The 26736-nt window shown below is 50.4% G+C and carries 27 protein-coding genes; 11 read left to right on the forward strand and 16 right to left on the reverse strand.

Annotated elements, in window-relative coordinates; translation table 11 throughout:
- Window positions 1–441 precede the first annotated feature (441 nt).
- The 3 genes from ACG1BZ_RS03350 (at window position 442) to ACG1BZ_RS03360 (ending at window position 3555) form a co-directional block, all read left to right on the forward strand.
- Window positions 442–1506 carry a branched-chain amino acid aminotransferase gene (locus tag ACG1BZ_RS03350; protein WP_413664378.1) on the forward strand — a complete coding sequence of 355 codons (1065 nt, stop codon included), beginning with the start codon at window positions 442–444 and terminating at the stop codon, window positions 1504–1506.
- 342 nt (window positions 1507–1848) lie between these two features.
- Window positions 1849–2451 carry a Yip1 family protein gene (locus ACG1BZ_RS03355; RefSeq protein WP_413664379.1) on the forward strand — a complete coding sequence of 201 codons (603 nt, stop codon included), beginning with the start codon at window positions 1849–1851 and terminating at the stop codon, window positions 2449–2451.
- 168 nt (window positions 2452–2619) lie between these two features.
- Window positions 2620–3555: an alpha/beta hydrolase gene (locus ACG1BZ_RS03360; RefSeq protein ID WP_413664380.1), complete on the forward strand. Its 936-nt coding sequence runs from the start codon at window positions 2620–2622 to the stop codon at window positions 3553–3555.
- A gap of 2 nt (window positions 3556–3557) precedes the next feature.
- Here ACG1BZ_RS03360 and ACG1BZ_RS03365 read toward each other — a convergent pair whose 3' ends face one another.
- Window positions 3558–4070: a hypothetical protein gene (locus tag ACG1BZ_RS03365; RefSeq protein ID WP_413664381.1), complete on the reverse strand. Its 513-nt coding sequence runs from the start codon at window positions 4068–4070 to the stop codon at window positions 3558–3560.
- 219 nt (window positions 4071–4289) lie between these two features.
- Between ACG1BZ_RS03365 and ACG1BZ_RS03370 the strand changes: the two genes are divergently transcribed.
- Both ACG1BZ_RS03370 and ACG1BZ_RS03375 read left to right on the forward strand, forming a co-directional pair.
- Window positions 4290–5585 carry a parallel beta-helix domain-containing protein gene (locus tag ACG1BZ_RS03370; protein ID WP_413664382.1) on the forward strand — a complete coding sequence of 432 codons (1296 nt, stop codon included), beginning with the start codon at window positions 4290–4292 and terminating at the stop codon, window positions 5583–5585.
- A complete protein-coding gene (locus ACG1BZ_RS03375) occupies window positions 5575–6735 on the forward strand; it encodes an SO2930 family diheme c-type cytochrome (RefSeq protein ID WP_413664383.1) in 1161 nt (386 codons plus the stop codon). Before ACG1BZ_RS03370 ends, ACG1BZ_RS03375 begins: the two co-directional genes overlap by 11 nt.
- Window positions 6736–6836: 101 nt before the next feature.
- On the opposite strand, the gene ACG1BZ_RS03380 is transcribed toward ACG1BZ_RS03375, so the two are convergent.
- From ACG1BZ_RS03380 to rsxA, 7 genes are all read right to left on the reverse strand, one after another.
- Window positions 6837–7544 (reverse strand): TetR/AcrR family transcriptional regulator, encoded by a 708-nt coding sequence (locus tag ACG1BZ_RS03380; protein ID WP_282934272.1) that lies wholly within the window; start codon window positions 7542–7544, stop codon window positions 6837–6839.
- A gap of 333 nt (window positions 7545–7877) precedes the next feature.
- Window positions 7878–8591, reverse strand: coding sequence for an electron transport complex subunit E (locus ACG1BZ_RS03385; protein WP_282934271.1), 714 nt, complete (start codon window positions 8589–8591; stop codon window positions 7878–7880).
- Entirely contained in the window at window positions 8591–9295 is a 705-nt protein-coding gene (gene rsxG / locus ACG1BZ_RS03390) for an electron transport complex subunit RsxG (RefSeq protein WP_413664384.1), read from the reverse strand. The genes ACG1BZ_RS03385 and rsxG overlap by 1 nt, the downstream gene beginning before the upstream one ends.
- Window positions 9295–10347, reverse strand: a complete 1053-nt coding sequence (locus ACG1BZ_RS03395; RefSeq protein ID WP_282934269.1) for an RnfABCDGE type electron transport complex subunit D — start codon at window positions 10345–10347, stop codon at window positions 9295–9297. Before ACG1BZ_RS03395 ends, rsxG begins: the two co-directional genes overlap by 1 nt.
- A complete protein-coding gene (rsxC, locus tag ACG1BZ_RS03400) occupies window positions 10347–12401 on the reverse strand; it encodes an electron transport complex subunit RsxC (protein ID WP_413665840.1) in 2055 nt (684 codons plus the stop codon). Before rsxC ends, ACG1BZ_RS03395 begins: the two co-directional genes overlap by 1 nt.
- Before the next feature lie 68 nt (window positions 12402–12469).
- Window positions 12470–13084, reverse strand: coding sequence for an electron transport complex subunit RsxB (gene rsxB, locus ACG1BZ_RS03405; RefSeq protein WP_413664385.1), 615 nt, complete (start codon window positions 13082–13084; stop codon window positions 12470–12472).
- A 9-nt stretch (window positions 13085–13093) separates the two neighbouring features.
- Window positions 13094–13669, reverse strand: a complete 576-nt coding sequence (gene rsxA / locus ACG1BZ_RS03410; protein WP_108731788.1) for an electron transport complex subunit RsxA — start codon at window positions 13667–13669, stop codon at window positions 13094–13096.
- A gap of 402 nt (window positions 13670–14071) precedes the next feature.
- On the opposite strand from rsxA, the gene yghU reads away from it, so the two are divergent.
- The gene (yghU, locus tag ACG1BZ_RS03415; RefSeq protein WP_413664386.1) at window positions 14072–14950 is read left to right on the forward strand and encodes a glutathione-dependent disulfide-bond oxidoreductase; all 879 of its coding nucleotides are present in this window, start codon (window positions 14072–14074) and stop codon (window positions 14948–14950) included.
- A 126-nt stretch (window positions 14951–15076) separates the two neighbouring features.
- Here the strand turns inward: yghU and ACG1BZ_RS03420 are convergent, their stop codons facing one another.
- From ACG1BZ_RS03420 to ACG1BZ_RS03435, 4 genes are all read right to left on the reverse strand, one after another.
- Complete coding sequence (locus ACG1BZ_RS03420) at window positions 15077–15319, reverse strand: hypothetical protein (RefSeq protein WP_413664387.1); 243 nt, start codon at window positions 15317–15319, stop codon at window positions 15077–15079.
- On the reverse strand, window positions 15297–15794 hold the full coding sequence (locus ACG1BZ_RS03425) for a hypothetical protein (RefSeq protein ID WP_413664388.1): 498 nt from the start codon (window positions 15792–15794) through the stop codon (window positions 15297–15299). The genes ACG1BZ_RS03420 and ACG1BZ_RS03425 overlap by 23 nt, the downstream gene beginning before the upstream one ends.
- Window positions 15795–15833: 39 nt before the next feature.
- On the reverse strand, window positions 15834–16085 hold the full coding sequence (locus tag ACG1BZ_RS03430; protein ID WP_282934265.1) for a hypothetical protein: 252 nt from the start codon (window positions 16083–16085) through the stop codon (window positions 15834–15836).
- A 260-nt stretch (window positions 16086–16345) separates the two neighbouring features.
- Entirely contained in the window at window positions 16346–17293 is a 948-nt protein-coding gene (locus tag ACG1BZ_RS03435) for a D-2-hydroxyacid dehydrogenase (protein ID WP_282934264.1), read from the reverse strand.
- A gap of 151 nt (window positions 17294–17444) precedes the next feature.
- Between ACG1BZ_RS03435 and ACG1BZ_RS03440 the strand changes: the two genes are divergently transcribed.
- On the forward strand, window positions 17445–18347 hold the full coding sequence (locus ACG1BZ_RS03440) for an EamA family transporter (RefSeq protein WP_413664389.1): 903 nt from the start codon (window positions 17445–17447) through the stop codon (window positions 18345–18347).
- A gap of 10 nt (window positions 18348–18357) precedes the next feature.
- On the opposite strand, the gene metG is transcribed toward ACG1BZ_RS03440, so the two are convergent.
- Window positions 18358–20385 carry a methionine--tRNA ligase gene (metG, locus tag ACG1BZ_RS03445; RefSeq protein ID WP_413664390.1) on the reverse strand — a complete coding sequence of 676 codons (2028 nt, stop codon included), beginning with the start codon at window positions 20383–20385 and terminating at the stop codon, window positions 18358–18360.
- Window positions 20386–20596: 211 nt separating this feature from the next.
- Between metG and apbC the strand changes: the two genes are divergently transcribed.
- A complete protein-coding gene (gene apbC, locus ACG1BZ_RS03450) occupies window positions 20597–21748 on the forward strand; it encodes an iron-sulfur cluster carrier protein ApbC (RefSeq protein WP_413664391.1) in 1152 nt (383 codons plus the stop codon).
- Window positions 21749–22340: 592 nt separating this feature from the next.
- Entirely contained in the window at window positions 22341–22733 is a 393-nt protein-coding gene (locus ACG1BZ_RS03455) for a hypothetical protein (RefSeq protein WP_282934259.1), read from the forward strand.
- Window positions 22734–22741: 8 nt separating this feature from the next.
- Here ACG1BZ_RS03455 and ACG1BZ_RS03460 read toward each other — a convergent pair whose 3' ends face one another.
- The gene (locus ACG1BZ_RS03460) at window positions 22742–23743 is read right to left on the reverse strand and encodes a rhodanese-related sulfurtransferase (protein ID WP_413664392.1); all 1002 of its coding nucleotides are present in this window, start codon (window positions 23741–23743) and stop codon (window positions 22742–22744) included.
- A 197-nt stretch (window positions 23744–23940) separates the two neighbouring features.
- Here ACG1BZ_RS03460 and ACG1BZ_RS03465 point away from each other — a divergent pair, with 197 nt between their 5' ends.
- Window positions 23941–24201 carry a hypothetical protein gene (locus ACG1BZ_RS03465; protein ID WP_413664393.1) on the forward strand — a complete coding sequence of 87 codons (261 nt, stop codon included), beginning with the start codon at window positions 23941–23943 and terminating at the stop codon, window positions 24199–24201.
- Window positions 24202–24404: 203 nt separating this feature from the next.
- Window positions 24405–24938, forward strand: a complete 534-nt coding sequence (locus ACG1BZ_RS03470; protein WP_282934257.1) for a hypothetical protein — start codon at window positions 24405–24407, stop codon at window positions 24936–24938.
- A 92-nt stretch (window positions 24939–25030) separates the two neighbouring features.
- Here ACG1BZ_RS03470 and ACG1BZ_RS03475 read toward each other — a convergent pair whose 3' ends face one another.
- Both ACG1BZ_RS03475 and ACG1BZ_RS03480 read right to left on the reverse strand, forming a co-directional pair.
- Window positions 25031–25435 carry a 3D domain-containing protein gene (locus tag ACG1BZ_RS03475; RefSeq protein WP_238152122.1) on the reverse strand — a complete coding sequence of 135 codons (405 nt, stop codon included), beginning with the start codon at window positions 25433–25435 and terminating at the stop codon, window positions 25031–25033.
- Between the two features lie 506 nt (window positions 25436–25941).
- Window positions 25942–26679, reverse strand: a complete 738-nt coding sequence (locus ACG1BZ_RS03480) for a tetratricopeptide repeat protein (RefSeq protein WP_413664394.1) — start codon at window positions 26677–26679, stop codon at window positions 25942–25944.
- Window positions 26680–26736 lie beyond the last annotated feature (57 nt).

The following is a 26736-nucleotide window of genomic DNA, read 5'->3' on the forward strand; positions in this document are numbered from 1 at the left end:
CAAGCTCACAGTGACGGCGCGACTGGATGCTTATAAGTGCCTGCCTGGCCGCGTATTAGTCAGTATAGCTAGCACTATGTGCCAAGAAGGAAGCTGCGGCGGGTACTTCAGCCACTTAATGCCCATTGCGCCAGCATGCCTGTGACCACCCTTTTGGTTTAGCAGTTGGGAGTGCAAATTAGGGGTGAGGGACTGTAAGTAGATGCCAAAAATTTGTTGATTACGTCCGATATCGCGACTTGGCAGCGAAGTGTAGCGAGTGGCTTGGTTGGCGCTGGTGCCACATCAGGATGGCGGAAGCTAAATAGGTGGATCATCATCCTAACAAGTATGCTGAATTTGGGGTTAGATTACTGCTGTTGCTGTATCAGAGGTTGATCTATTTGGATTGCAGCGTAACAAGCGCCATAATCAGCTGATTCGAATTCAGAGGAGAGCTCAGTGAGTATCTATATCGATCCAGAGATCGCGGTAAGCCTTCGGGGCTATGAAGCACCCGAGAAGCTGGGCTTTGGAACCGCCATGGCCCCAGTAATGTTTCGCGCCATTTGGCAGGATGGTTGCTGGAGTAGTGGAGAGTTGATCCCCTATGCGCCTCTGACCGTCGACCCTGCTGCTAAGGTACTTCACTACGCGCAGTCATGCTTTGAAGGAATGAAGGCCTATCGAACTTCCGAGGGGGGAGCTGCACTGTTCAGGCCCGAAATGAATGCTGCACGAATGGCATATTCAGCTAAGCGCTTATGTATGCCTCCGGTTCCTGAGTCCCTGTTCCTGGATGGCGTTCGTGTTGTGACTGCTTACTGCGCTGGCCTGCTCCCGAGCAACAGCGGTGAGTCCCTGTACCTGCGTCCTTTCCTAATGGGAACCCAGCCGGACCTAACGGTTTCAGCCAGTAATGCCTATGAATTTTATGTAATAGCTAGTCCCTCGGAAGCCTACCATTCCGGCAATATGCGTTTGTGGGTTGAGAGAGAAGATGCTCGAGCTGCAGTAGGGGGAACTGGGGATGCTAAAGTTGGCGGAAATTATGCCAGTTCTCTACTTAGTATCGGCCGCCTTAAAGAGCGAGGTTATGATCAGTCGCTTTGGTTGAGCCCCTCTAACCGGCAGAGTATCGATGAGCTGTCAGGGATGAATTTTTTTGCGGTCATTGATGGCGCTATATATACCCCAGCGTTGAACGGCTCAATTCTCGAAGGCATTACCCGATATTCTCTGATCCAGCTTGCGGAGGGATTGGGGTACAAGGTTGTTGAGCGGGCGATCCCCATTGATGAACTGTTAGAGCAGGTAGCTTCTGGAGACTGTAGCGAAGCTTTTGCTTGTGGTACTGCTGCAATAATCAGTCCTATCAGCGTAATCGGTGATGGCGATAGGGAGTACGAACTAGCCGATGCCCCAGGTCCTGTTGCAGAGCGTTTGCGACAAGCACTGCTGGATATTCAGGAGGGGCGTTCTGAGGATGCTTACGGGTGGATGCACTCTGTTGAGCCTGTAGTTTAAGTACTAAATCTTCGTACCCGGGCAGTTTCCAAGGCTGCCTGGGTCTAGTAACCCGCTTTTCCCCACCATAAATCCTGCTTTATCCTTCGCGGGTTTTTTTGTAGCAGTATTTTCTATTTACTTGTTTCCAAGCGAAACGCTCGCGTAAACATTCCCGCCAATTTAATTGAGTTTGTTGACTTGTGCGACCTTAACACCTAAAAGTGAAGGGGTTAAATAAGAAATAAATTGGAGCTTGAGAGTGGCCTGATTGCGGTACACCTCATTTTGACAAGCAGTTCCAAGATCAATTTGAGCTAATAGGTCTCGCTTATAGTTCCTTGCACAGTCGAGGATAACGAGATGTTGACCCATATGCTTGGCCTTATGCTGCAACCACGTAGACAGTGGCAGCTTATTGGCAGTCTCTCTGAACGTAATCTGCGTAGACAGGTTCCTTATGTCATCGTTCTGGCATTACTTCCTGCAGCTGCTTGGTATTTTGGCACGACACAAGTTGGCTGGACGATTGGCACTGGTGCCCCGGTGAGAATTACGGGACAAAGTGCTTTGGAATTGGTCGCCGTATTTTATTGCACAATGGTTTTGGCTGTTACTGCTATTGGTTATTTTATCCATTGGATGGCAAAGACTTACGGAGCTGAAACTCACCCCCTTAAAGGCGTTGTTGTAGCGGGTTTCACTGCCACGCCTATTTTTATTGTGGGTATTGCAGGGATTTACCCTGTGTTGTGGCTGGACATATTGCTCGCAACTCTGGCGGTTGCTTACGCCGTCTATCTGCTTTATTTGGGAATTCCTATAGTGATGGGTGTTTCTGAAGAGCGTGGCTTCCTTTTTGCCAGTGCAATTATTACGGTGTCACTCGTCATGGCAGTCATTGTTATGGTTGCTACAGTTCTATTCTGGAGCTATGTATCCGCACCGGTCTTTTACTCCTCTTGAGTAGTTTGGGCTCCTAGCTATCACTAGATGAAATGTCGTTTCAGGCATTTTCGCCAGGAGATTTAGGGCTGTTGTTGTGGTGGGGATACAAGCTATCGACGTCGTACCCGGTGAATGGCTCATATTCACGGGTACGGCGAAGTCTCTTCTATCCTGGCTGTAACGACAATGCGTAAAGTAAATGACCGCCTTTCGGGGTTTCTTGAAGAATTCAACAGCTCTATGAAAGAGCTCTACTCGAAGGGCTTTGAGTTCAACCCCATCAATGTTCGGGAATCGACCACAAAGTTTATAGATAAGTATGTGACCGATATTCCAGATGTTGCCTCGGTACGAGATGGCATTATCTATGCCTCTGGATACGATGTACCAGTAAGAGTCTTTGTCCCCTATCCCGATGAGGTTCTACCTGTTCTTGTCTATTTTCATGGCGGTGGTCATGTAGCTGGAAACGTTTATTCATTTGACCCGATTTGCAGAAAGATTGCCCGGGAGACTCGACATATTGTTGTTGCGCCTGAGTACCGGTTGGCCCCTGAGAATCGCTATCCGAGCGCAGTAACAGATTGCTATGCTGCAGTTATTGGGGTTTGGGCGGCACTGGATAGATTGGGCCTATATTATCAACAGAGTTTGTCTGTCGCTGGGGATTCTGCAGGTGGCGCTCTGGCCGCCACAATGTCTCACCTGGCTCAATTTGACTACAGCGTTAAGATTAAAAAGCAGGTTTTAATTTATCCGGTTCTCGATTACACCATGCATTTACGGTCCCATGAAGAGAATGCGGTAGGCTATTTTTTAGAGGCACGAAAATCAATTTGGTACTTGGGGCAATATTTTGCTGAGGGGCAGTGTAGAAAAAAAGCATCCCCTCTTTTTATGGATTTTACGGCAGCTCTTCCTGAAACCTTGGTTTTTACCGTAGAGTTTTGCCCGCACCGGGATACTGGGGATATTTACTACCGGAAAGTGGAAGAGGTGGGTGTTAGATCTGAAAATGTTCACTTTTCCGATATGATTCATCCATTTTTGATTCTTGAAGACTTGGTGAAAGGGGAGTGCGCAAAAGTTTATGCTGGCATGAATAGTTTCCTGAATGACTAAACTTACGGCTTTCCTTTTGTAATTGAGTACTGGTAAGATAATTTATACCCATTATCAAACTCTAGTATTTCTTCTGAATTTATTGATCTTTCGATAACTATCTCCGCTATTGATTTAATAACTTGTTTAGGTTCTGCGTCCATGCAATGTATGCTCATGGAGTTAATGGACATGTCAGCGCTAATTACTCGGTGTTCAACAACCTGAATGAGCAGCTGCTTATCACTTTGGTAGAGCTTGAAACCAGGCCCCTCCGTCATCCATTTTTTGTACTTTGTAGCGCCCCACGGGCCTTTGCACTTTATTGCTTGATATTGAGTTGATGATATTTTGATATAGATAGGCTCGCTTCCTTTGATATCTGCACTTTTATCGATAGGTTGTTCTGTGTAGAGGTTTGATCCATTAGGAGCAGTGATCTGTATCGCTATCATTTCGGCAGCAGCGTCAAGTGAGCAGAATACGTAAATAAGAAAATACAAAAACTGACATTTTTTAATTGAAGTGCTGGCCATCTTGATTTCAATAAGTGGTTTTTGTTTTTGGGAGTATGGCGCTTAAATGAATTTCTAGGGTTGTCTTCTGTATTAATAATAGCGCCTTGATAACGAGGTGTTGGTTGGATAGTATCAAAGTGTGTATTTAGTCCTGTTTTCACCTTTAAATTGGTACATGAGTACCAATTTGAGGTTTGAGTAGCTCAATTGACAATAATTTATATAAAAGGTGTGGCTATGAAGACTTTAGCGTATATGGGAGTAATTCTGGCTTTAATAGTATCCGTTGGATGTTCTGAACGGCCTGAATCCAGAGTTGAGGACAGTTCCAGTAAGGTTAATTTTCAAAAGCAACTATTAAAAAAACTGATATCTGCAAAGACCGGGGATGTTATTACTATTCCTGAGGGTAAATTCCATATTAATCGTAGTTTATCCCTGAATATTGATGGGGTAACGCTACGTGGAGCTGGCATGGATAAATCTGTCCTCTCCTTTGAGGGGCAAATTCAGGGTGCTGAGGGGATATTAGTTAATGCCAGTAACTTTATTATTGAGGGGTTGGCTATTGAGGATACCATAGGCGATGCCCTGAAAATTAATGAGGGCAAAAACATTATCATCAGGGATGTTCGTGTTGAATGGACCAATGGCCCGTCTACCCAAAATGGTGCCTATGGTATTTATCCTGTACAGACTGAAAATACTTTAATCGATGGTGTGGTAGCTATTGGTGCTTCAGATGCCGGAATTTATGTCGGTCAGTCGCGGAATGTTATTGTTCGCAATAGCCGTGCAGAATTTAATGTGGCGGGTATTGAGGTAGAGAATACGATCGGTGCAGATGTTTACAACAATATTGCTGTGAATAACACTGGGGGAATTCTTGTTTTTAATATGCCTAATCTTCCGCAGCCAGGGCACGGTACACGTATCTACAACAACCAGATAAAGAATAATAATACTGGAAATTTTGGTCATGAGGGCACGCCGGTTGCTGCCGTGCCAGCAGGGTCTGGGGTGGTTATTAACTCGAATGATCGGGTGGAGATTTTTGAAAATGATATTTCTGATAATGATACTGCTAACATATTGATCAGCAGCTATTTTACGGCTGGATACTATAGTGATAAGTCTACGCAGGCTGATTTTGACCCATACCCAGAGGGGATCTATATCTATGCCAATAACTTTTCTGGCGGTGGTACATCGCCAGATCATCTTAAGTTAAAAGCCCTGAAGCTAGCTATGTTTGGAATCTCAGGTACACTGCCGGATATTCTTTGGGATGGGGTTGTTGATCAAAGTAAACTGGTGGATGGTCAAATACCTGAGGCATTAAAGTTATGTATTGATAACGAACCTGCAGGAATTCTCAATATAGACTTTGGAAATGAGTATAAGAATATATCCACGGATATAGCGCCTCATCAGTGTCATTTGGAAAAGCTTGCCAAAGTAGTTTTAGACTTTGATTCAAAGCTGGAAAATGAAGACCATTTGGCAGTGATAGAGGTAGATAATGAAGAATAATAATCAAATAAGTAGGAAGCTTATCTACTCTATTTGGAGTCTTATATTATTGGTTGGCCTTGCGGGGTGTGAATCATACAAAAAGGATGTTCATTTATTTCCAGTAGAAGAGGTACCCGAAAAACTCAGTGCATGGAATTTATTGAGGCTGGAGAAAGGTGTGCTCTTCCCTGCGGAAAGAGCATTACCTTACGATTTAAATACGGGGTTATTTACCGATTATGCTCATAAGTTCAGAACTGTCTGGCTGCCTGAGGGGGCTTTTGCAACCTACGGAGAAGAACAGTTTAATTACCCTGTCGGAACTATCCTAAGCAAGACATTTTACTATCCACAGGAGAGTAGTGGTGTAGTTCGTCGTACCGATGACTTCTCTGCGGATTATGTTGAGGGGCGCTTTGGGCAGGCACTTGATTTAAATCGTGTCCGTCTCGTTGAGACACGACTTTTAATCCGCAGGCAGGAAAATTGGCAGGCGCTGCCCTATGTCTGGAATAAAGAGCAGACTGAGGCAACTCTTGAGATTGCTGGAGATGTGAAAAATTTTCAGTTGGTTAGCCTGAGCGGGCAGCAGGAAAACCTTAGCTATGTAGTACCTGACGCCAATCAATGTGCTGGTTGCCATGCAGAAAAGTTTACTGACAAAGCCATTTCTCCTCTCGGCCCTAAAGCTCGACATCTGAATAAAGACTATCCCTATGGTAGCGGAGTAGAGAATCAATTGCTGTTTTGGCAGAAGGCCGGCTATTTACGTGGGCTGCCTGATCTGAAAAGTTTGCCGAGAAATGCCAATATTTACGATGCGACTGTGTCGCTCGAGGATCGCGCCAGGGCTTATTTGGATATCAATTGTGGCCACTGTCACAATCCCACTGGGCCGGCAGATACCTCAGGGCTTATGTTGCATCATGGCGAAACTGATTGGCGCAAACTTGGGCTATGTAAACCGCCTATTGCTGCGGGTACAGGCAGTGGAGGGCATTTATTTGCAATAGTACCGGGAGAGCCTGAAAATTCTATTTTGAATTTTCGTGTAGAGTCTACCGCGCCTGGGGCCATGATGCCTGAATTAGGTAGAAGCATGGTGCATACAGAGGGCGTTGAATTACTAAAGCAGTGGGTAAGCTCCCTACCGGGAAGCTGCACTTAATCTTTATTGGAAGCTATCTGGAAAGAGCTATATGAAGAGGAGTTGGGTATGGAGGGGACAACTCCATACCCGTTTCCTGGAGACGAGTAATTCAGAAAGATTCAGCCGTATGCTGCAGTTTCAGCAACAACTGTTGCAGCTGGAATTAATCCGTTGATCATCAAGGTGACGGTGCGTTCCAACAGCGGTGAGTCGATAGCAATAGCACCGCTCAAAATTTCATACTCAAGGTTCAGGATCGTACCGTGAGCAATTTGTGCAGCCGCTTCAGAATCAGCCAGACCCAGTAATTGGAAGAATTCCTTAATCATTGACTCTCTGGCGTGATTGGCCATCCGCACCGCGCGGGTCAGCTGCTCATTGCGAAGCGCTTCATTGCGGAATGCCAGTTCAACCAATCTGCGATCCCGGTCTTCAGCCTGGGTGCGGACATGAGTAAGAATAAAACGGGTCAATTGTTGAATCAGCAGTTTACGACTGCTATGTGACGCCCGTTCTTGTGCGGATAAATTCCGTGCCGCACTAAAACTCTCTTCATGCAGTTGGCGTGTAGCCTCGAGTCCCTGCTCAACAAAATAAGTAAATGAATCGCTGATCAGGTCATTCAGGTCTTTGAAATAATAAGTAGTAGCCGCGAGAGGAACGTTAGCTTCGCGGGCGACTGCACGGTGCCTGATGCCGCGGATACCTTCTTTAACGATCAGTCTCAGGGTGGCCTCTAGAATCGCCTTGCGCCGCAGACGGCTATCTGCGCGTTGGGCCCGGCGGCCGTGGTAGACCAATTCAGACTTTCCAGTGTCTACAGTCATAGCATTATCCCTGTCTTATTGCGTTGGCGCCGATAGCAAGGTGAAGCTGGTCGGCCGTGCCATTCTAGCCAAACAAAATTAAAAAAAGGGAATAATGCTATTACATTCGATTACACGAATATTGCACTGGTACAGCGCAATAAATGTAAAAAAGTGGGGATTTGATGATGTATCTCATCATACTGAAAAAGTGAAAGATGAAAAATCCGCAAGATACAGATTAGTGAGGGGGTTCACATTTTGGCTTTTGGTGAAAAAATTAAGTTCTGCAATCGATTGGCAGGATAAATCGCCATTCAATTGCAGAATTAAATTGGTTAGCTGCTGCTTATCTTAAGAGATTTTTCCGGTAACACGTACGCGCTTTGAGCCTGGAATGATCTTAACTTTCTGGCTTTTATGTCTTTCAATACCGATATCAATGGCGTTTTTTGCTGCGATCAATAAGCCGGCGACAAGGAATGCACCGGGAGGAAGCACGGCAACAAGAACGCCTGGATAGTCACTGCCAAAAATGGAAATACCCCAATCTTTTGCCATTGAACCAAATAACAAGTCCATATCTGAAAATAGCGTGCCTTGGCCAAGAATTTCTCTGACTGCGCCAATGGCGATGAGTACTGCAGTGAAACCTATACCCATCATAAATCCATCTGCCAAGGACGGAAGTACGGGGTTTTTACTGGCAAAAGCATCTGCTCGTCCCAGGATCGCACAGTTGGTTACGATTAGCGGGATAAAAATACCTAGCACCAAGTAAAGCTCGTAGGTATAAGCCTTCATCAATAGCTCAACGCAGGTAACGAAGGTGGCGATGATCATAACGGAGGCTGGTAAACGGACAGTATCCGGAATTTGTCGTCGGATCAGGGAGACCGCAAGGTTGGAGCAGGTGAGAACTCCGGTAGTGGCTAAGCCGAGGCCGATGCCGTTCACTACGGAACCGGTGACCGCCAGCAGGGGACAGAGGCCAAGCAATTGCACCAGCGCGGGGTTATTTTTCCACAGCCCATTTTGGGCGATCTCTGTGTAGCCGGGAGTTGCCATCAGTTCTGCTCCTCAACCGCCGCAGGTACTTGTTCCGAGTCGATTTCAGAGTTCTCAATCTCTACCGCTCGCTTGGACATTGGCGCATTAAATATTTGTTCGTGGTGCTGGGCTACAAACTCAAGCACCTGGTGCACTTCATTGACGACAGCGCGAGGAGTAATTGTTGCGCCAGTAAATTCATCAAAAACACCGCCATCCTTTTGTACCTTCCAATCGGCTGAAGGCGGATTTTTTAGTGACAGGCCGTCAAACTGGAGCACCCAGTTACTTTTTTTCAGCTCGACTTTATCGCCCAGCCCCGGAGTTTCTGTGTGGCTTGTTACCCTGACGCCAGCAATAGTGCCATCGCGATTCACACCAACGAGTATTTTTATCGGGCCGGAATATCCATCCGGTGTGACTGCGGGCACAATGACTGCGGAGACTTTTCCGTCCTCTTCCCGCGCGAGATTGATATCTCCACCTTGTTGCAGGCCTAGCTGATTCCAGTAAGGTTTTGGAATTGGATAGGTGTCTACCAACATGTCATTACTGTGGCGTTCCAATGGGATAATTTCCAGTAGTGCTTTCGCCGAAGCTTCCCGGATAGCTCTCTCAATCGGTTCTTTAGTCGTAATTTGGGTCACTGCGAGTGTACCTGCAGTGACCAGGGCGATAAGAGTGAGAACGGCGGCATTGGAGGCCATTGACTGTTTAAGCATCAGCTCTCCTCCAGGTCGGTAGCGCGGCGGGAGCCCTTGTGGCCATAGGTCCGTGGAAGCGTGTAGTTATCAATGGTTGGTGTTGCAAAGTTCATCAGCAATACAGCAAAAGCCACCGCATCGGGGTAAGTGCCCCAGGCCCGGATTACATAAGTGAGCAGCCCCACACCAGCCCCAAAAATCAGGCGGCCCCGGTTACTGGTGGCACCGCTGACAGGGTCGGTAATAATAAAGAAGGCCCCAAACATGGTGGCCCCAGAAAATAAATGCAGTACGGGGGATCCCTCTGACAAGGAACTGCCGCTGTCGTAGAAAAACAGGGAAATCAGAGTGAGGGTGGCGAGCATGGCAACCGGTGCATGCCAGGTAATAATGCCGCGAAATAATAAGAACAGTCCACCTAACAGGAATCCGAAGCTGACGGTTTCCCAACCGACTCCAGCAAATGTGCCTTTATTGAGGACCGGCTCCATTTCATAGAGCTGGGAAAGAAGCACTGACTCGTTTAACCGCACGATTTCCAGCGGTGTAGCGCGGGTAAAACCATCGACATTGTAGCTACCGATTACCAGAGAGAAGGCTTCTTCCAGGCTAGGTGTCCCACCGATAACCTCTGCAGCTCCCACCCAGCGGGTCATATCTACCGGGAAACTAATCAGCAGGACAACATAGCCCACCATTGCGGGGTTAAATGGGTTGTACCCCATGCCGCCATAAAGATGCTTGGCCAGGACAATTGCCACCGCAGTGCCCACTATCGGCAGCCACCAGGCACAGTAGGCTGGAAGCGCGATACCGAGCAGCAGTGCAGTTACAAAAGCACTGCAATCCCGCAGATAGAATGCTGCCGGCCTGCCGCGCAATCTCATTACTGCTGCTTCACACAGAAGCGCTGTGATTGTGCACAGGGCAATATTGATCAGCACTCCGATACCGAAATAAATCACCATCGCCAGCACACCGGGTATGGTGGCCGCGGCGACTTGTAGCATGACTTTGGTGGTGTCATTGCCGGAGCGGGCGTGAGGGGAGGTGGCGCGCATCAGAGACATTATTGCTTTCCGTCCTGTGCTGCTTGTTGTTCGCGCATTTTGTCTTCCAGTTTTTTTTGTAGCTTCTCCAGGGCACTTTCGAATGCGCCCAGATTGGCATCATCTTCATCCCGAGCCTTTTGCAGGCGAGTCTCAGCTTTGGCGACGCGCTTGCGCAGTGCTTCGATATCTGCAGCAAGTCTGTCGGCGTCACTCATCTGGGCTCGCGCCTCAGCGGAGGCACGGGCTTTGGTAATTGCCCGCACAGCTGCATTGGTTTCTTCCTGGTTGGGCTCCCGGGTGGCATCCCTATCGGCGCGTCGTTCGGCAAGGGTCAACTTGTGTTGTGCTTCCTGCAATTTCACTTCAGCAGCTTTGAGTTGCGCTGCCAATTGGTCGCGCTGGCTCTCATCGGCAGCTTCCAGTTTATTGCGGATGCGTTCCACCCGGCTCTCGGCACTGGAAAAAGTACGCTGGGCGCGGGCCAAAAGCTGCTTAGGATCCTCCTGGCGGGACTTAACTCGCGCCAGGGCGGCGGCGACAACATCCGCTTCCTGCTTCTCAGCTTTGGCAGTCGGAGATTCAGGGTTTTGGTCCCTTTGCTGGCGAGCTTGTTCAGCGGCTTTGCGCCGGGCTTCGCGTTTCGCTTCTTTCTCTTTTTCAGCTTTTTCAAGACGCAACTTGCGGAATTCGAAACGATCGCGTGCGCGATCGGACTTTTCTTTCTCCGCTTCAGCAGTGCGAATTGCACCTTTGGCAGCGCGGTAGTACTGAACCAGGGGAATCGTACTGGGGCAGACGTAAGAGCAGGCACCGCACTCGATACAGTCAAACAGGTTATAGGCCTGTAACTTCTCCCGTTCGTCGGCGCGGGCATACCAATAGAGTTGTTGCGGTAGCAGGGAAGCCGGGCATGCCTCTGCGCAAAAACCGCAGCGAATACAAGCTTGGGCCACCGGTGCTGGCGGTAGCTCCTCACGGGTCGGTACCAGCAGGCAGTTGGTGGTTTTTACGATCGGAGCGCGTTGATCGTCAATCGTATAACCCATCATCGGACCGCCGATGATCACCTTTTGCATCAGGCCCCGATGGACACCGTGGTATTTGAGGATATGTTCTATGGGAGTGCCGATAGGCACATCGATATTGCGCTGCTGCTCCAGTGCTTTGCCGACAACAGTCGTCACTCGGCTGATCAGGGGTTCGCCAAACCGAATCGCGCGATATACCGCGCGAGCAGTGCCGACATTCTGGCATACAATCCCCACATTGGCCGGTAGCCCTTTGTTGGGCACTTCTCGGCCGGTAAGGATTTGAATCAGCTGTTTTTCGCCGCCGGACGGATACTTTGTGGGGAATACCACGATATCGAATCGAGTGCCTTCGACAGCTTTGCGCATCGCGCGGATAGCTTTGGGCTTATTGTCTTCGATACCAATCAATACCCGTTCGGGCTGGTCGAGGATATGGGCAAGAATTTCCACGCCGGCAATAATTTCGTCGGCACGCTCCCGCATAAGCATATCGTCGGCAGTGATATAGGGTTCACACTCTGTGCCATTGATAATCAAAGTATCAATTTCGGCGCCGCCGTGAGGGTCTAGCTTCACAGCGGTTGGAAACCCGGCACCGCCCATGCCGGCAATACCGCAGTCGCGGATCTTGTCCAGAAGCTCTATCGGTGAAACCTGAAGGTAATCTTCGCACGGGGTGAGATCGCACCAGGCATCGTCGCCGTCTGTGCGAATGACAATGCAGTCCTCCAGCAGACCCGAAGGGTGTGGCACTGGATAGGGTTCAATGGCCATAACCCTGCCGGAGCTGGGAGCATGCACTGGACAGCTAATGAAACCGTCGGCCTCGGCAATCTTTTGTCCCTTTAATACCTTATCACCGAGGTTCACCAGCGGTATGGCGGTGGTACCAGAGTGCTGTAGCAGTGGTACGATCAAGTCCTCGGCGAGGGGGATCACTCCTATAGGCTCACCGGTACTCTGGTGTTTGTTCTCGGGAGGGTGCACTCCGCCGGGGAAGTCGTTGGGGCGCAGCTCGCGCGCTTTTTCACTGGCAATCAGTTGTGCCTCGCGGGCTGCGCGTCTCTCCTGAACGGCCTCTCTTTGTTTGGTCTTGCTATCTACGGGGTTCAAACCGCGCCTCCCCCGGTATGTTCTTGAATAGTGCGGCGATCGCTGGCAATTAGCACCGAGCTATCGCTGGGTTTGTGTGGATGCCAATCCTGTAAAGCGGTTTCCAGGGGAACCATATCGATACAGTCAACGGGGCAGGGCTCGATACAAAGGTCGCATCCTGTGCACTCGTCGGTGATCACCGTGTGCATATATTTGGCGGCGCCCGCAATAGCATCTACCGGGCAGGCCTGAATACATTTGGTGCAACCGATGCACTCTGCCTCGCGGATAAATGCCACTTTTTTTACATCTTCAACGCCGTGCTCGGCGTCCAATGGCATGGGCTCTATATCCAGCAGATTGGCCAACTCATTGATAGTGGCCTGCCCGCCGGGGGGGCACTTGTTGATGGTATCGCCGTGCACTATCGCTTCTGCGTAGGGGCGACAGCCGGGGTAGCCACACTGGCCACATTGAGTCTGTGGCAACAGGGCATCGACCTGCTCAACGAGCGGGTCACCCTCCACCCGGAAGCGAACGGCGGCGAAACCCAGCAGGGCACCGAATACCAATGCCATGCCACCGAGCACCAGCAGGGGAGAAGAAATTTGTGAAATCCAGTCCAGCATTTCGAAACCCTATACCAGACCGCTAAAGCCCATAAATGCCAGCGACATCAGTCCGGCAGTGACCATACCGATTGCAGCGCCGCGAAATGGCAGCGGGACATCGGCGGCAAAGAGGCGCTCGCGCATCGAGGAAAACAAGATTAATACCAGGGAGAAACCCACTGCTGCGCCAAATCCGTAAAGAGTGGATTGTATAAAAGTATGCGCTTTCATAGTGTTCTGTAGGGCGACACCCAACACGGCACAGTTGGTAGTGATCAGCGGTAGAAAAACGCCTAACACCTTGTACATCAAGGGGCTGGTCTTCTGGATAAACATCTGCGTGAACTGTACGACAACAGCAATCACCAGAATAAATGAGATGGTGCGAAGATCTTCAATACCAAAGGGGGCCAACAGATAGGTGTTGACCAGGTATGAACAAATAGAGGCCAAAGTAAGTACAAAGGTGGTAGCGCCGGCCATACCCACAGCGGTCTCCAGTTTATTGGAAACTCCCATAAACGGGCACAGGCCGAGAAACTGCACTAACACATAATTATTGACCAAGATGGTGCTGAGCAGAATGACGGCAAATTCGGTCATAACAGGTCCGGTTAAAGCCCGAGGGCGGAGTGGCGCGAACAGCGGCAATGGCGTCGGCAGGGTTAAGGTGAGACTAGCACCTTCCTTGTGAGCACCGTCGAATGCCGCGCAGGGCGGCTATTATGGTTGAGTCGCTTGGGGGCTTCAACTCGTGAGGAGGGTGGCAGGGGAAAAGGGCCGACAAAGGGCCACCTCTGGATCAAAAGGCCTCCACTTGGAGTAAAGGTGGAGGCCTTTGTGGATACTATTTGCAGTACCTATGTCAATTTGAAACGATAGGTACAAAATGGGTAACCCAGTTTGGTACTTGGTGTTAAGCGTGGGGTAGAGGCAATACAGTATATTGACGCGGCATGCGTGTTTTTGCTTGAGAGCAACCTTAAATTCAGTTGGAGCAGTTTAATGTCGAACGAAACCTACACTCCCCCCAAGGTTTGGCAATGGGATAAGGAAAGCGGGGGCGCTTTTGCCAGTATCAATCGGCCGGTAGCGGGTGCGACCCATGATAAAGCGCTGCCGCAGGGGCAGCACCCGATGCAGCTCTATTCTTTGGCCACGCCGAACGGGGTTAAAGCGACGGTGATGTTAGAGGAGTTATTGGAACTCGGGTTTGAGGGAGCCGAATACGATGCCCATTTAGTCCGTATCACTGAAGGAGAGCAGTTTGGCAGTGGTTTTGTTGAGGCAAACCCAAATTCCAAGATTCCGGTCTTAGTGGATCACAGCACTACGCCACCAATTCGGGTATTTGAAAGTGGCTCCATACTGCTTTACCTGGCAGAAAAGTTTAATGTCCTTTTGCCCCATACACCCGAGCAGCGCACCGAGGTTTTGAATTGGCTCTTCTGGCAGATGGGCTCGGCCCCTTACCTGGGGGGAGGCTTTGGACACTTTTATGCCTATGCACCGGAAAAATATGAATATCCGATCAACCGATTTGCTATGGAAGTAAAGCGCCAGTTGGACGTATTGGACCAACAGCTGGCAAAGCATCCGTATGTGGCGGGAAGGACTTATACCATCGCCGATATTGCGATCTGGCCCTGGTATGGGGCTCTGGTGCGCAATGAAGCTTATAGTGCGGCGGAATTTCTCGATACCCAGAGTTATAAAAATCTCAATCGTTGGGTGGGGGAAATTGCAGAGCGGCCAGCAGTAAAGCGCGGACGAATGGTCAATCGAACCTGGGGTGAGCCCAGCGAACAACTACATGAGCGCCACAGCGCCGGTGATTTTGACAATAACACCCAAGATAAAGTGACTGATAAGGATGTTGATTAATACAGGGTATTAATAGGTAAGGCTGGCACAAGGATGTGCCAGTATCTATTTTCTAAGGTTATTTTCCGGTGCCCCTCTTTTTAGAAGTGGCCGTTGAATTAATATTTATATAAAGAGTAGCGTCGGCTAAAAAGCCCTCATAGACAGCATAAACTGAACCACCTGTGAGGTGCGGGGCAATTGCCATAATTTTTCCGCCGCGAAGCCGGCGATTAAAGCGAGGCCTAAAACCAATGGCAGGGGAATTCCCTGTAAACGCTGCTGAACATCTTGCTGTTGCTGATTTACGATTGCCAATACACTGAGCCGCTGTCGCTCCGTATCCCGGCTGCATTGTTCGATCTGTTTATTTAAAGACTTCAGTGACATCGTTTAAAGCCTCTTTAACTTGTCGCTTGGTCTCTTCAAAACCCAGTAGGGGCACCAGCTTCTTTTGATAAACGATAGCTCCCGCCAAAATAGCGACCTGGATAAGAATAAATACCAGAAATGCCAAATAAATAGACTGGGAAAAATAGTAGGCAATCAGCCCAACGCCTCCACAGAGACTGACGATGAGGGCCGCACTTAGAGGCAGTAACATCAGTTGCAGGGCAACAATACGCTTGCCGGCTGCAATCGTTCTATCCAACTCCAACTGGAATAGCTTTTGAATATTAGCCAACCAGGCAGTCAGTAGGGTCAGTGTTGCCTCGGCGCGAGCAAGGGTAGCTTCAAGGCTATTTTCACCTTCTCCATCAGAGTCTTTCCCTGAGGGAGAAGGTGAAGACTGACCCGGGCTGCGCTCCTGCGCAGCGGAATCGGCATTCTCGCCAGACGCTTGGGACTTTTTTTCATTGCCCATCAGGGGGTGTCCTTACCAGTCGAAAAAAAGAGAGAAGCGTTACTTAAAGAGCTTCGCAATTGCCCAGCCAACAACAAATGCACAGCCAACAGCGAGAATGGGGCGCTCCCGAAGTGAGGACTCCGCTTTTTCCATTACATCGGTGGCACGTTGTCTCTGGGACTCTACAGAGGTCCGGGCCCTCTCTTTCAAGCTGCCAGCAGCTTGTGAAGCGGCCTCTCCAGCAAGATTATAGGCCTGTTGCAGCTTCTCCCTACTGGAGTTCGTATGTGGAGATCTTGCGGTTGCCATCAGGTTTCTCCTCTCGGGGTTTAATTGCCGAGGAAGTCTATAGTCCCGCGTGGTAATTCCCACTTGAAAAAGGGGTTTTTTTCACGCGATTTTTGCAGGAAAAAGTCCCTGTCTCTGCTACTGATCTTGGACTATGGCTGGCAGCTGTTCGGGCCCGGTCGTAGTTTCAAACGGCAAAAGCCGGCCTGAGTTCACAGAGGGGATTAGTCCTCGGACCGGCAGATGCCTGAGATGGCTTGGGTTAGATAAAAGCGAGTTGTTTATGGATGGCTGGTACTCTCACTTTTCCAGGTTTCAATATTCTCTACGACCCCGTTGAGTAGGCGCTGGCGTGATTCACGGCTGATCCAGGCGTTGTGGGGGGTGATAATCAAATTGGGGATATCTCTGTCCAATAGTGGGTGACTGGCGGGTGGGGGCTCCTGGCTGAGGACATCCAGCGCCGCCCCCCCAAGGTGTCCACTGCGCAAAGCATCCGCCAGTGCCTGTTCATTGACCAGCCCGCCCCGAGCCGTATTGACCAGGAGTGCGCCGGGTTTCATCGCGGCGATGAATTGCTCGTCTACCAGCTGATCGGTTTCTTCTGTGAGCGGGCAGTGCAGACTGATGACATCGGACTCTGCACACAATTGTTGCAGTGGCGTCCTGCCTTCAGCGGGTGTGCCGCTAAATGATTCAGCCACCAGTACCCGCATGTCCAGGGCTTCCCCCAGTTTTGCCACCTTCTGCCCGAGGGCACCAAAGCCAATGATACCGAGTGTTTTTCCTGCGAGTTCAACCACTGGGTGATCGAGCAGGCAAAAAATTGTAGATTGGCTCCAGCGTCCGGCAAAAACATCGTTGTGATAGCGGTGCCACTTGGAAGCAAGAGCCAGGATCAGGGCAAGAGTGTGCTGTGGTACAGAAGCCCCCGCATAACCTTTAACGTTATACACCGGAATATTTAATTCCTGTGCGGCGGCGAGATCGATGTTATTTGTACCGGTTGCACAAACACAAATCATTTTTAATTTGCTGGCCTGCTCCAATAATGTGCGGCTTATTATGACTTTATTGGTTATTACCACCTCGGCCTCGGCGATTCGCTCCGCGACTTTTTCGGCGGGAGTCGTTTCATAGAAGTCCCACTGGTCTAGACTATTTGTTAGGGCCGAGGTATCCAGCTCCTCAAGCTTCATTGTCAAAGTGTCCAGAAATACGCCGCGCATGACATCTCCTCGATAGATTTGCAGTGTGGTGGACATGCTACGGCAGTGAAGAGGGAATGCACAACTTTGCTGGCCAGCGGCCTTAACTGCGCATATTCGTGGCTACGGTTGGTTTGTCGGGGCCTTTCTGTCGCAATTGAAGAGGGCCTCTATGGGAATATCGTTTACCGCTGCCAGTCTTGTTTTAATTTCTGCATTTCTACACGCGGGTTGGAATTTACTGGGGAAGTCCCGCACACCAACTCCCGCCTTTTTTTGTATCGCGACTCTCAGTGTTGGAATTTTTCTTTTACCGCTAAATTTTTGGTTGCTATATCAGGTTGATTCACTCCCGCGAGGTTTTTGGATCCTCCTTATCGGTAGTGGTTTTTTTCAAATGATTTATATGGGGGGCTTATCCCTCGCCTACCAGCGAGCCAATATGGGATTGGTCTATCCCGTTGCTCGAGCATTGCCGGTATTGCTGGTTGCACTGGCAACGGTATTGTTGGGGCAATCGTTGCCTTCACTCGCCTGGGTGGGAATGCTGTTGGTGACAATTGGCTGCCTGCTGGTACCGCTGGTGTATTTCCGCGAGTGGCACTGGAGAGCTTATTGGCGCGCGGACTGCGCCTGGGCGCTGGTAGCAGCCATTGGCACTGTGGGCTATTCACTGGCGGATAAAGGGGCGCTGATTTACCTGGGGGATGCTGCGGGAGGCACTATCCCTGCGCTTGTTCTGGCCTACAGCTATTTGGGGATGCAGTTTCTCGCCTGTGGTGTATGGCTGCTTCTGGGGTGCTTGGGGCAGAGTGGCACTGCGCCATTGATCCAAAGTTTTCGGGATTTGAAGGTCGGGGCTCTGACCGGTGCCATGATGGGAGCGACTTACGGCCTGGTACTGCTGGCGATGACAATGACTGAAAATGTGAGTTATGTAGTCGCCCTAAGGCAGTTGAGTATTCCCCTGGGCGTGGGTTTGGCGGTCTGGTTACTCAAGGAGCCGGCACACAGGCCCCAGCTGCTGGGAGTGGGGCTGGTGTGTGCCGGCTTGATTGCAGTTTCCCTGCGTTAGCGCAGGGAAATTACATTACGCGCATACCGGGTTTGGCGCCCTCGTGGGGCTCCAGTATCCACAGGTCCTTACCTCCGGGACCCGCTGCCAGAACCATACCCTCACTGACACCAAAGCGCATTTTACGCGGCGCCAGGTTAGCGACCATAACGGTGTGCTTACCTTCCAGGTCTTCAGGGGCGTAGGCGCTTTTAATACCGGCGAATACCTGGCGGGTTTCGCCGCCCAGGTCCAGGGTTAAGCGCAGCAGTTTACCGGCGCCTTCAACATGCTCAGCTTTGGCGATCAGGGCGATCCTCAAGTCTACTTTGGCGAAGTCATCAAACTGGATTTCCTCAGCAATGGGGTCCTCCGCCAGAGGGCCGGTAGCAGCTTTGGTTTCCGCTTGTAGCTGGGCCAAGGATTCCGCAGCCGCATCCATAACTGCATCTACCTGGGTTTTCTCCACCCGTTGCAGCAGCGGCTTGAACTTCTTGATTTCGTGATCTGTCAGCGGTTTGGTTGCGCTGTTCCAATCCAGCTCACTGTTAAGGAACTCCGCCGCTTTTTGTGCAGTGTTGGGCAATACCGGGGCGAGCCAGGTGATCAGGGCGCGGAACATATTCACACCCTGGGAGCAAATAGCCAGAACCTCAGCTTCGGTGCCCTCCTGCTTGGCCAGGGACCAGGGAGCCTTGTCGGCGATCCAGGCATTGGCGGCGTCGGCCAGAGCCATAATGTCGCGCATGGCGCGGGCGTATTCTCGCTGCTCGTAATACTCAGCAATTCGTGGAGCCGCTTCTACAAATTGGTTCCACAATTGTTCGTCGGCCAGTTCGCCGGCCAGCTTGCCACCGGACTTGCTGACAAACTTGGCGGTGCGAGAGGCGATATTGACTACTTTACCCACCAGATCAGAGTTCACCTTGGCGATAAAATCGTCCAGGTTCAGATCCAGGTCATCGACGCCACCGGTCAGTTTGGCGGCGAAGTAGTAGCGCAAATACTCAGGGCTCAAGTGATCCAGGTAGTTGCGGGCATTGATAAAGGTGCCGCGGGACTTGGACATCTTCTTGCCGTTTACGGTAAGGAAGCCGTGTACGCAAACTTTGTTGGGGGTGCGGAAGTCCGCTGAGTCCAGCATGGCTGGCCAAAAGAGTGCGTGGAAGTTGACGATATCCTTGCCGATAAAGTGGTAGACCTCGGCGTCGCTGTCTTTTTTCCAGTACTCCTGCCAGTCCAGCCCTTTGCTGTCGCAGTAGTTTTTGAGACTGGCCATATAGCCAATGGGAGCGTCGAGCCACACGTAGAAATATTTGCCCGGCGCATCGGGAATTTCGAAACCGAAGTAAGGGGCGTCGCGGGAAATATCCCACTCTTGCAGGCCCTCTTCCAGCCATTCGGCCAGCTTGTTGGCCACTTCATCCTGGAGAGTGCCGGAACGGGTCCACTCGCGCAGGTATTCGGTGAATGCGGGCAGGGTAAAGAAGAAGTGCTCTGACTCCCTTTCTACCGGAGTGGCGCCGGAGATTGCTGATACCGGATCGATCAGTTCGGTAGGGCTGTAGGTGGCGCCACAGGCTTCACAGTTATCACCATACTGGTCAGGCGTACTGCAACGGGGGCAGGTTCCCTTGATATAGCGATCCGCCAGGAAAAGCTGTTTCTCCGGGTCGAAAGCCTGGGTAATAGTGCGCGATGCGATGTGGCCGTTTTCGCTGAGGCGGCGGTAGATCATTGCCGACAGCTCGCGGTTTTCCTCTGAATGGGTGGAGTGGTAGTTGTCCACACCAATCAGGAAGTCTGCGAAGTCGCGCTCGTGTTCTGCCTGCATATTGGCGATATGCTGTTCCGGGGTCAGGCCCAGTTGTTCAGCTTTCAGCATAATTGCAGTGCCGTGAGCATCGTCGGCACAGATATACAGGCAGTTATTACCGCGCGCACGCTGGAAGCGGGCCCAAATATCGGTTTGGATATATTCGAGCACATGGCCCAGATGTAGGGAGCCATTGGCATAGGGCAGTGCGCTGGTGACGAGAATGTTGCGCGTATCGGACATCGGTTTTTCCATCGCTGTGGGGTTGCGGCCAGGGACTCACGGAGAGTGGGCCGAAGATCGTCAAAAGACCGCGGAATATAGCAGATTTGCACTATGTCGTGGAGGGATCAAGCTGGCTTATGTGAATCCTTGTTTGGCTGCTGTGGCTGGTGTTAGGCCGCGTCATCCGACACAATGCGAGCCAATCTAGAAGCGCTGAGAGGGAGATACCGTGAGCGATCATCATCACGATCATGACGAGCTGTCACAGGAAGTTCAGGCTGAACTGGAGCGACTGGCGGAGTGCCTCGGCCAGTTGCATGATCCTGCCAGTGGCTTGCCGCTGGATGATTTGGACGCAGAAATTGAAGTTGGGTATGAGGACGAAACTGTTTTCGCCGGGATTACCCTGGGATATCCGTGTGCGAGCCAGGAGGCAGACTGGCACCAGAGAGTAGAGGAAAGCTGTCAGCCGCTGTTGAAAGCCGGGCCCCTCAAAGGCTCTAAGTTGCAGTTTGAGCTGTTCAGCGATATTCCCGCTACGCCGACTTCCGGGGCGCCGGAAACTCTGGCGAAGGTAAAAAATATTGTTGCCGTGGCGTCGGGTAAAGGCGGGGTTGGCAAGTCCACGACTGCGGTCAATCTGGCCCTGGCCCTGGCGGCGGAAGGTGCCCGGGTTGGTTTGTTGGATGCTGATATCTATGGCCCGAGCCTGCCCACTATGCTGGGAACTGAAGACCAGCGCCCGCATGTGAAAGAACAGAAATTCTTTGTGCCGGTAGAGGCCCATGGAATAGAGACAATGTCTCTGGGGTACCTGATGACCGAGGAGACCCCTGCGGTATGGCGCGGGCCTATGGCCAGCGGCGCGCTCAACCAGATTCTCAGTCAAACCCTGTGGGGGGAAAGTCGGGATGGGCTTGATTACCTGGTTGTGGATATGCCCCCGGGTACCGGGGATATTCAATTGACGCTGGCACAGAAAACTACCTTGGCCGGTGCGGTAATTGTAACTACCCCTCAAGACCTGGCACTAAAAGATGCCATTAAGGGCGTGGAGATGTTCCGCAAGGTATCGGTACCTGTGCTGGGTATTGTGGAAAATATGGCGCTGCATACTTGTTCCAAGTGTGGTCACAGCGAGCCAATTTTCGGTACTGGTGGCGGTGAGCGAATCGCTGCAGAGTACGATACCCATTTACTGGGAGAGCTTCCGCTGGCACAGAAAATCCGCGCCGATGTGGATAGCGGACAGCCCAGTGTTATTTCCGATCCAGATAGTGAAATTGCTGGTTTTTATTGCGAAATTGCCCGCAAGGCTGCTGCCCAGATCTGGTTAAACAGCAGTGATGACAGCGATATGCCGGAAATCGAAATAAGTTGAACCCATTCGCGATATTGATCACAAAGAAATAATTTTCTTTGTTTTTCTGTTTTTACCGGGCTCCAATATTTCTATATTGATGCAGCCCGGTGTCCCTCATTGAAGTAAGCCGTACTAGTTTGTTCCTTGTTTTATGGTACATATTTCCTTTTAGCGATAGCCCACTTCTGTCGCGCCCTGGGTAAATTAGAAGTTTCAAAATATTTCATAGAATTACCTGGTAAAAAACAGGGGTATTTTGATCGTACTAGTTACTTATTGTTTTAAAAATCATAAAGCCGATATTTTTTTGCGATATAGACCGCTTATGATTTTTAGGTGGCAGTATTTGCAGGTTTTTTGTCGCTTATTAAATGTAGTTGGGGCTGAGGGTATTAAAACGGGTTTACGGGTGCAGTATTTTCGCCGACAAACGTCAAACCCTTTATACGGATGTTGGATTGCCGTTGAGGTAGAAGTAAATATCAGGAGTGTACGAGAAAAAAGTCTGCCTTATTTCGCGTTTTCAATACAGGTAAGACAATAAAAAGAGGCATTGCGGAAGCTGTAGTCGATAAAAATAAAAAAGACAAGCGCACGGGTGCTGTTATCAATGAATTTTCATATTAGCTATCGGCCGGCGGGTGGAATAGCGCGTGTGCTTTTTTTTGGTCCGGTGGGGTATAAGGACAAAATAGAAGCCATTGCACTACTGGTGGAAAAGTATCGCCACCGAAAACCCCTACGTGTACTACTCGACCTGCGTTATGCGCGCAGCAAAACCACACTGGAGGAGCACCAGAAATTTATTCACTTTATTGCTGAGAACCCTGTACTGCGACGGGCATTTATCGCGGTGTTACATCCGCGAGGGCGCTGGACCTGTCCGCTGCCCAGCCATGGCTCCTGCCTGTGCAGGCTCAGTTCTAGGGAGTTCGTTGTGGAGGCCGAGGCAGAGGCCTGGCTAGCCCAGATAAAGGTCGTACCTCAGCCTCTTGCTCTCTAGGGGAGGAGTTAGTCCTGCTGGTTGCGCGCCTGTTGGGCTTCAGCCTGGCGGCGGCGCTCCTCCCTCTTTTGCTCGCGGCGGGAGACGGTTTGCGCGCGGGCGTCCTGGCCAATGTGTACTTCACCGCGCTGTTTGGCCAGCTGAATTTGCTTTTCGCGCTCGCGGAAACGGGCTCGGTCGGCTTCCGGTACCTTGTCGTGGCAGTGCGGGCAGCTTACGCCCTGCTCGAACAGGGGAGATTGCTGGTCTTCCTCAGTGATGGGCATGCGGCATGCATTGCATTGATCGTATTTGCCGCGTTCCAGGTTGTGGTTGACTGTCACCCGCTCATCGAAAACAAAGCACTCGCCTTCCCACAGGGATTCTTCTGCTGGGACTTCTTCCAGGTATTTCAAAATACCGCCGTGGAGGTGATATACCTCTTCAAAGCCCTGCTCTTTCATATAGGCTGTGGACTTCTCGCAGCGGATACCGCCGGTGCAGAACATGGCGACCTTCTTGTGCTTGGCCGGGTCCATATTCTCTTTTACGTACTGCGGGAACTCGCGGAAAGTTTCAGTTTCCGGGTTGATGGAATTCTTGAAAGTACCAACCTGGAATTCATAGTCATTGCGGGTGTCCACGACAACAACCTCTGGGTCGCTGATCAGGGCATTCCAGTCTTTGGGTTTGACATAGGTGCCGACGGTGCGCAGTGGATCAATGCCCTCTACACCCATGGTGACAATTTCTTTCTTTAGCTTCACTTTGCTGCGCAGGAAGGGCATTGCCTGGGTGATGGACTCTTTGTAGTCCAGGTTGGCGAGGCGCTCGTCTGACTTCAAATGGGCTAATACCGCGTCGATACCTTCGCGGGAGCCGGCTACAGTGCCATTGATGCCCTCTTGGGCCAACAGCAGGGTGCCGCGAACACTGTTTTCTTGCATCACCTCCAGCAGTGGGGCGCGAAGCGTTTCAAAGTTCTCAAGGATAACGAACTTATACAGTGCACAGACAACAAATTGGTTCATGGTACTTCCTCAGTTGCGGGCCGGATCGCAAATCCGGAGCAGAAAAAATCGCCGCGCATTTTATCGCAAAAAAAGGAGCTTGTCGTACAGTAAGCAGGCGGTCCGCATCTGCAAGAAAAGGGATTTGTAGTTGACCGTCGGGCCGCAAGTTGTCAAAGTTCTGGCCGAAATTTCAAGGTCACAGCGAGGCGAATCCCATGGGCGAAGAGTTTGCACCGAAAGAGTCGGAGTTGAGCCAGATCTATCGGGAGGGCGAGGTTTCCGTCCAGATCGATATTTATGAAGATGGTGAGGGCGGCTGGCTGCTTGAAATCGTCGATGAACACAACAACTCAACCGTTTGGGAAGACGCGTTTGAGAGTGAGCGGGAAGCGCTGGATGAAGCGCTCGATGCTCTTAAAGAGGAGGGGATCGCTACCTTTGTTGGGCCAGTTCAGGAAGCCGATGGCAGCTGGTAAGCCCTCTTCAGAATGAATCGGCTGACTGGCAATTCCCAGCGGGAGTTGTGGCAAAAGTCGGCTGACATTTGTTCAAACTGCTATGGTTAATGTGAGAAGGGAATCGCGACTGTGTAACAGCACACCCAATCACAGTGCCGCCGCGAGACAATGGTGGAATCCAGGTCTCCGGCGGTACTACCTAACCTGCGGTTACCCTCCCCATGAACCTGCGCTACCTTATTCTGCTGGTGACTGTATTAAGTCCACTGGTATCCGCAGAGAGCATCCGCCTTTCCAATCGACAGCTGCTCACCACTGACCTGAAAGAAGCCCGACTTATCTCCGAATTGAGTGGCTATGCCATCGTTGCCGGGCGCCATTGTCTCGATTGCGACGAGAACCTGGCAATTTATATACAGAGAGTTGGCCGCGCCGATATGGGGATAAACCCAGAGAAAATTGGTATTGAGGCTGATCGCTATACCTATCCCGGCCGTTATCTAGATTACATGACCAAGAAACTGGTGGAAAAAACCCGTATGTTTTATGGGCTCTGTCACGAGGGGCAGCCATCGCTTTTATGGCTAACGGAATACAGGGAGGGTGAGCGCTGGGTAAAATCAGAATACTTAATATTAATTGGCGAGGATGGATTAAAACATCGCTATACCGAGAACCAGCAGCCGAGCCTGTTTTATATCGGAAATTCAAATTGTATAGAGCTAGAAGGGTTTTTAATGGAGATGGAACCCTGATTGCTTTTTGCTGGATTAGATATAAATTCTTTTAACAATAAAAAAACCCCGCTGGAGGGCGGGGTCACAAGCTCTGTTGAAATTAGGTCTAATTACTTTACGGGTTCAAAAACAATCTTCAGTTTTTTCTTGCCCCAGGCGCGGGCTTTCTTAATGTCTTTCTCCATCCAAACATCGATTCGGTTAGTAAAACGCTTGTTCATACGGTCGCGCACGGTATAGGTGCCAGGCAGACCTTCAATTTTAACTTTGGCGCCGTTAGTCAGACCGTGTTTTTCCAGGTCACGGGATACGGCGATAATTTTGTCACCGGGGCGCAGGCGGTTGTTCCAAGCTGCTACCCAGGGATCACTGTCAGTTTGTCCGGGTACAGAGTTGTAAGCAGTTGCGTCAACAATCATGGTTTTCTTAAGTGCTGCTGAGGCATTAACGCTTACACCGATAGCGAGCAAGGCAGCAATAAAAAAGGCAGTATTTCGCAGAGTCTGTTTCATCATGTCCCATTACCTCCAGGTCATAAATGGTCACAAGCCAAGGGCTGCTTGTGAAATTTCCAAGTTTGTTTGGAAATCGTTGATCAATATTTAATCAACGCTGGCTATATTACCGGCGATTCCTGAGGTATCAACTTTTTCCTGCAAAGCGAGAAAAAGCCGTATGAATTGGCGGGTTATTTACAGAAAATAAAAAAATGGCTTAATTCTCAGATATAAAGAACAATAAAATTGCACTGTATATATTTTGTACAGAAGGAAATGGCCGGATAGAACCCAGCTCCTTGGTAAATGGTTTCAAAAGAGAAAAATTGCGTGACAGCGATGTCATTCTAAAGAGTCGTGCTAGGAGTGGTGGTGGGCATTGCTTAGCATGACTGGAACAGTAAAAAATTCCTCATAAATTATTTGTGACTTATTCTCCATATATTGCTGATATGACAAAAAACAGCAGGTTTTAGCGGAAAAACCGGTGCGTCACATTAAAAAGTGCAGGGAATCCCCAGTACTTACAGCGCGGTTTCGGGGTTTTCCAGTATCGGTTCCACCTGGCTGCGCAATGCGGATAAGTAGTCACTGTCTTCCTGGAGGTCCGGCAGCTTGTGCTGCATGTCCAGCTTCACCGTTTTTTCCAACCAGATGATGGCTTCCTCCAGGTTTCCCTGCCATTCACAGACTTGCCCCAGGTTGAAATAGGTGATGGCAAGGTTCTGCCATTCCTCCTGTTCGCGCAGGCCTTGGATTGCACTCTTATATAGAAGGTAAGCCGAGCGTAAAAGATGAGCTCGCTGAGTGTGCTCCTTCTCTGTTGCTGCTTGCTGATGGTAAGTGTGTGCCATGGCCGACCGCACTCTTGCGGTGGACTGCGGTAGCACCGCGCCCTCATCCAGGTAATTGAGGACCGATTCGAACTGTGCGCGGGCAAGGGGGTAGAGGTCAGGTCGCGCTTGGGCGCTAAATGCATTGAGCACAATACCGTAGCGGTAGCGCAGGGCCTGCTGTTGATCCGGATAGTCGGACAGCGAGGAGATGGCCTTTTCGTAAAGTGGCAGTGCGTCGGCGTAGTTGCCCGTGCGGGCGTAGGTTTCAGCCTCAGTAACCAATGCCAGGGAGTGTTGGGCCTGGGATAAATGGTGCCCTAATTGTTGTTTCCCGGAGTTTGAGCTTATGGATATTGCTGCTAGCAATACGGCGATGCCAAGCAGTGCATAAAACAGCATGAGCAGGTTTGAGAGATGTTTGTGCATAGGCACTTCCCGCAGGCTACTTTGGGTGGACGGTAAGAGACCCGGAGATATGGGCCT

Source organism: Microbulbifer sp. CNSA002 (genome assembly GCF_047324085.1).
Lineage (GTDB): Bacteria > Pseudomonadota > Gammaproteobacteria > Pseudomonadales > Cellvibrionaceae > Microbulbifer.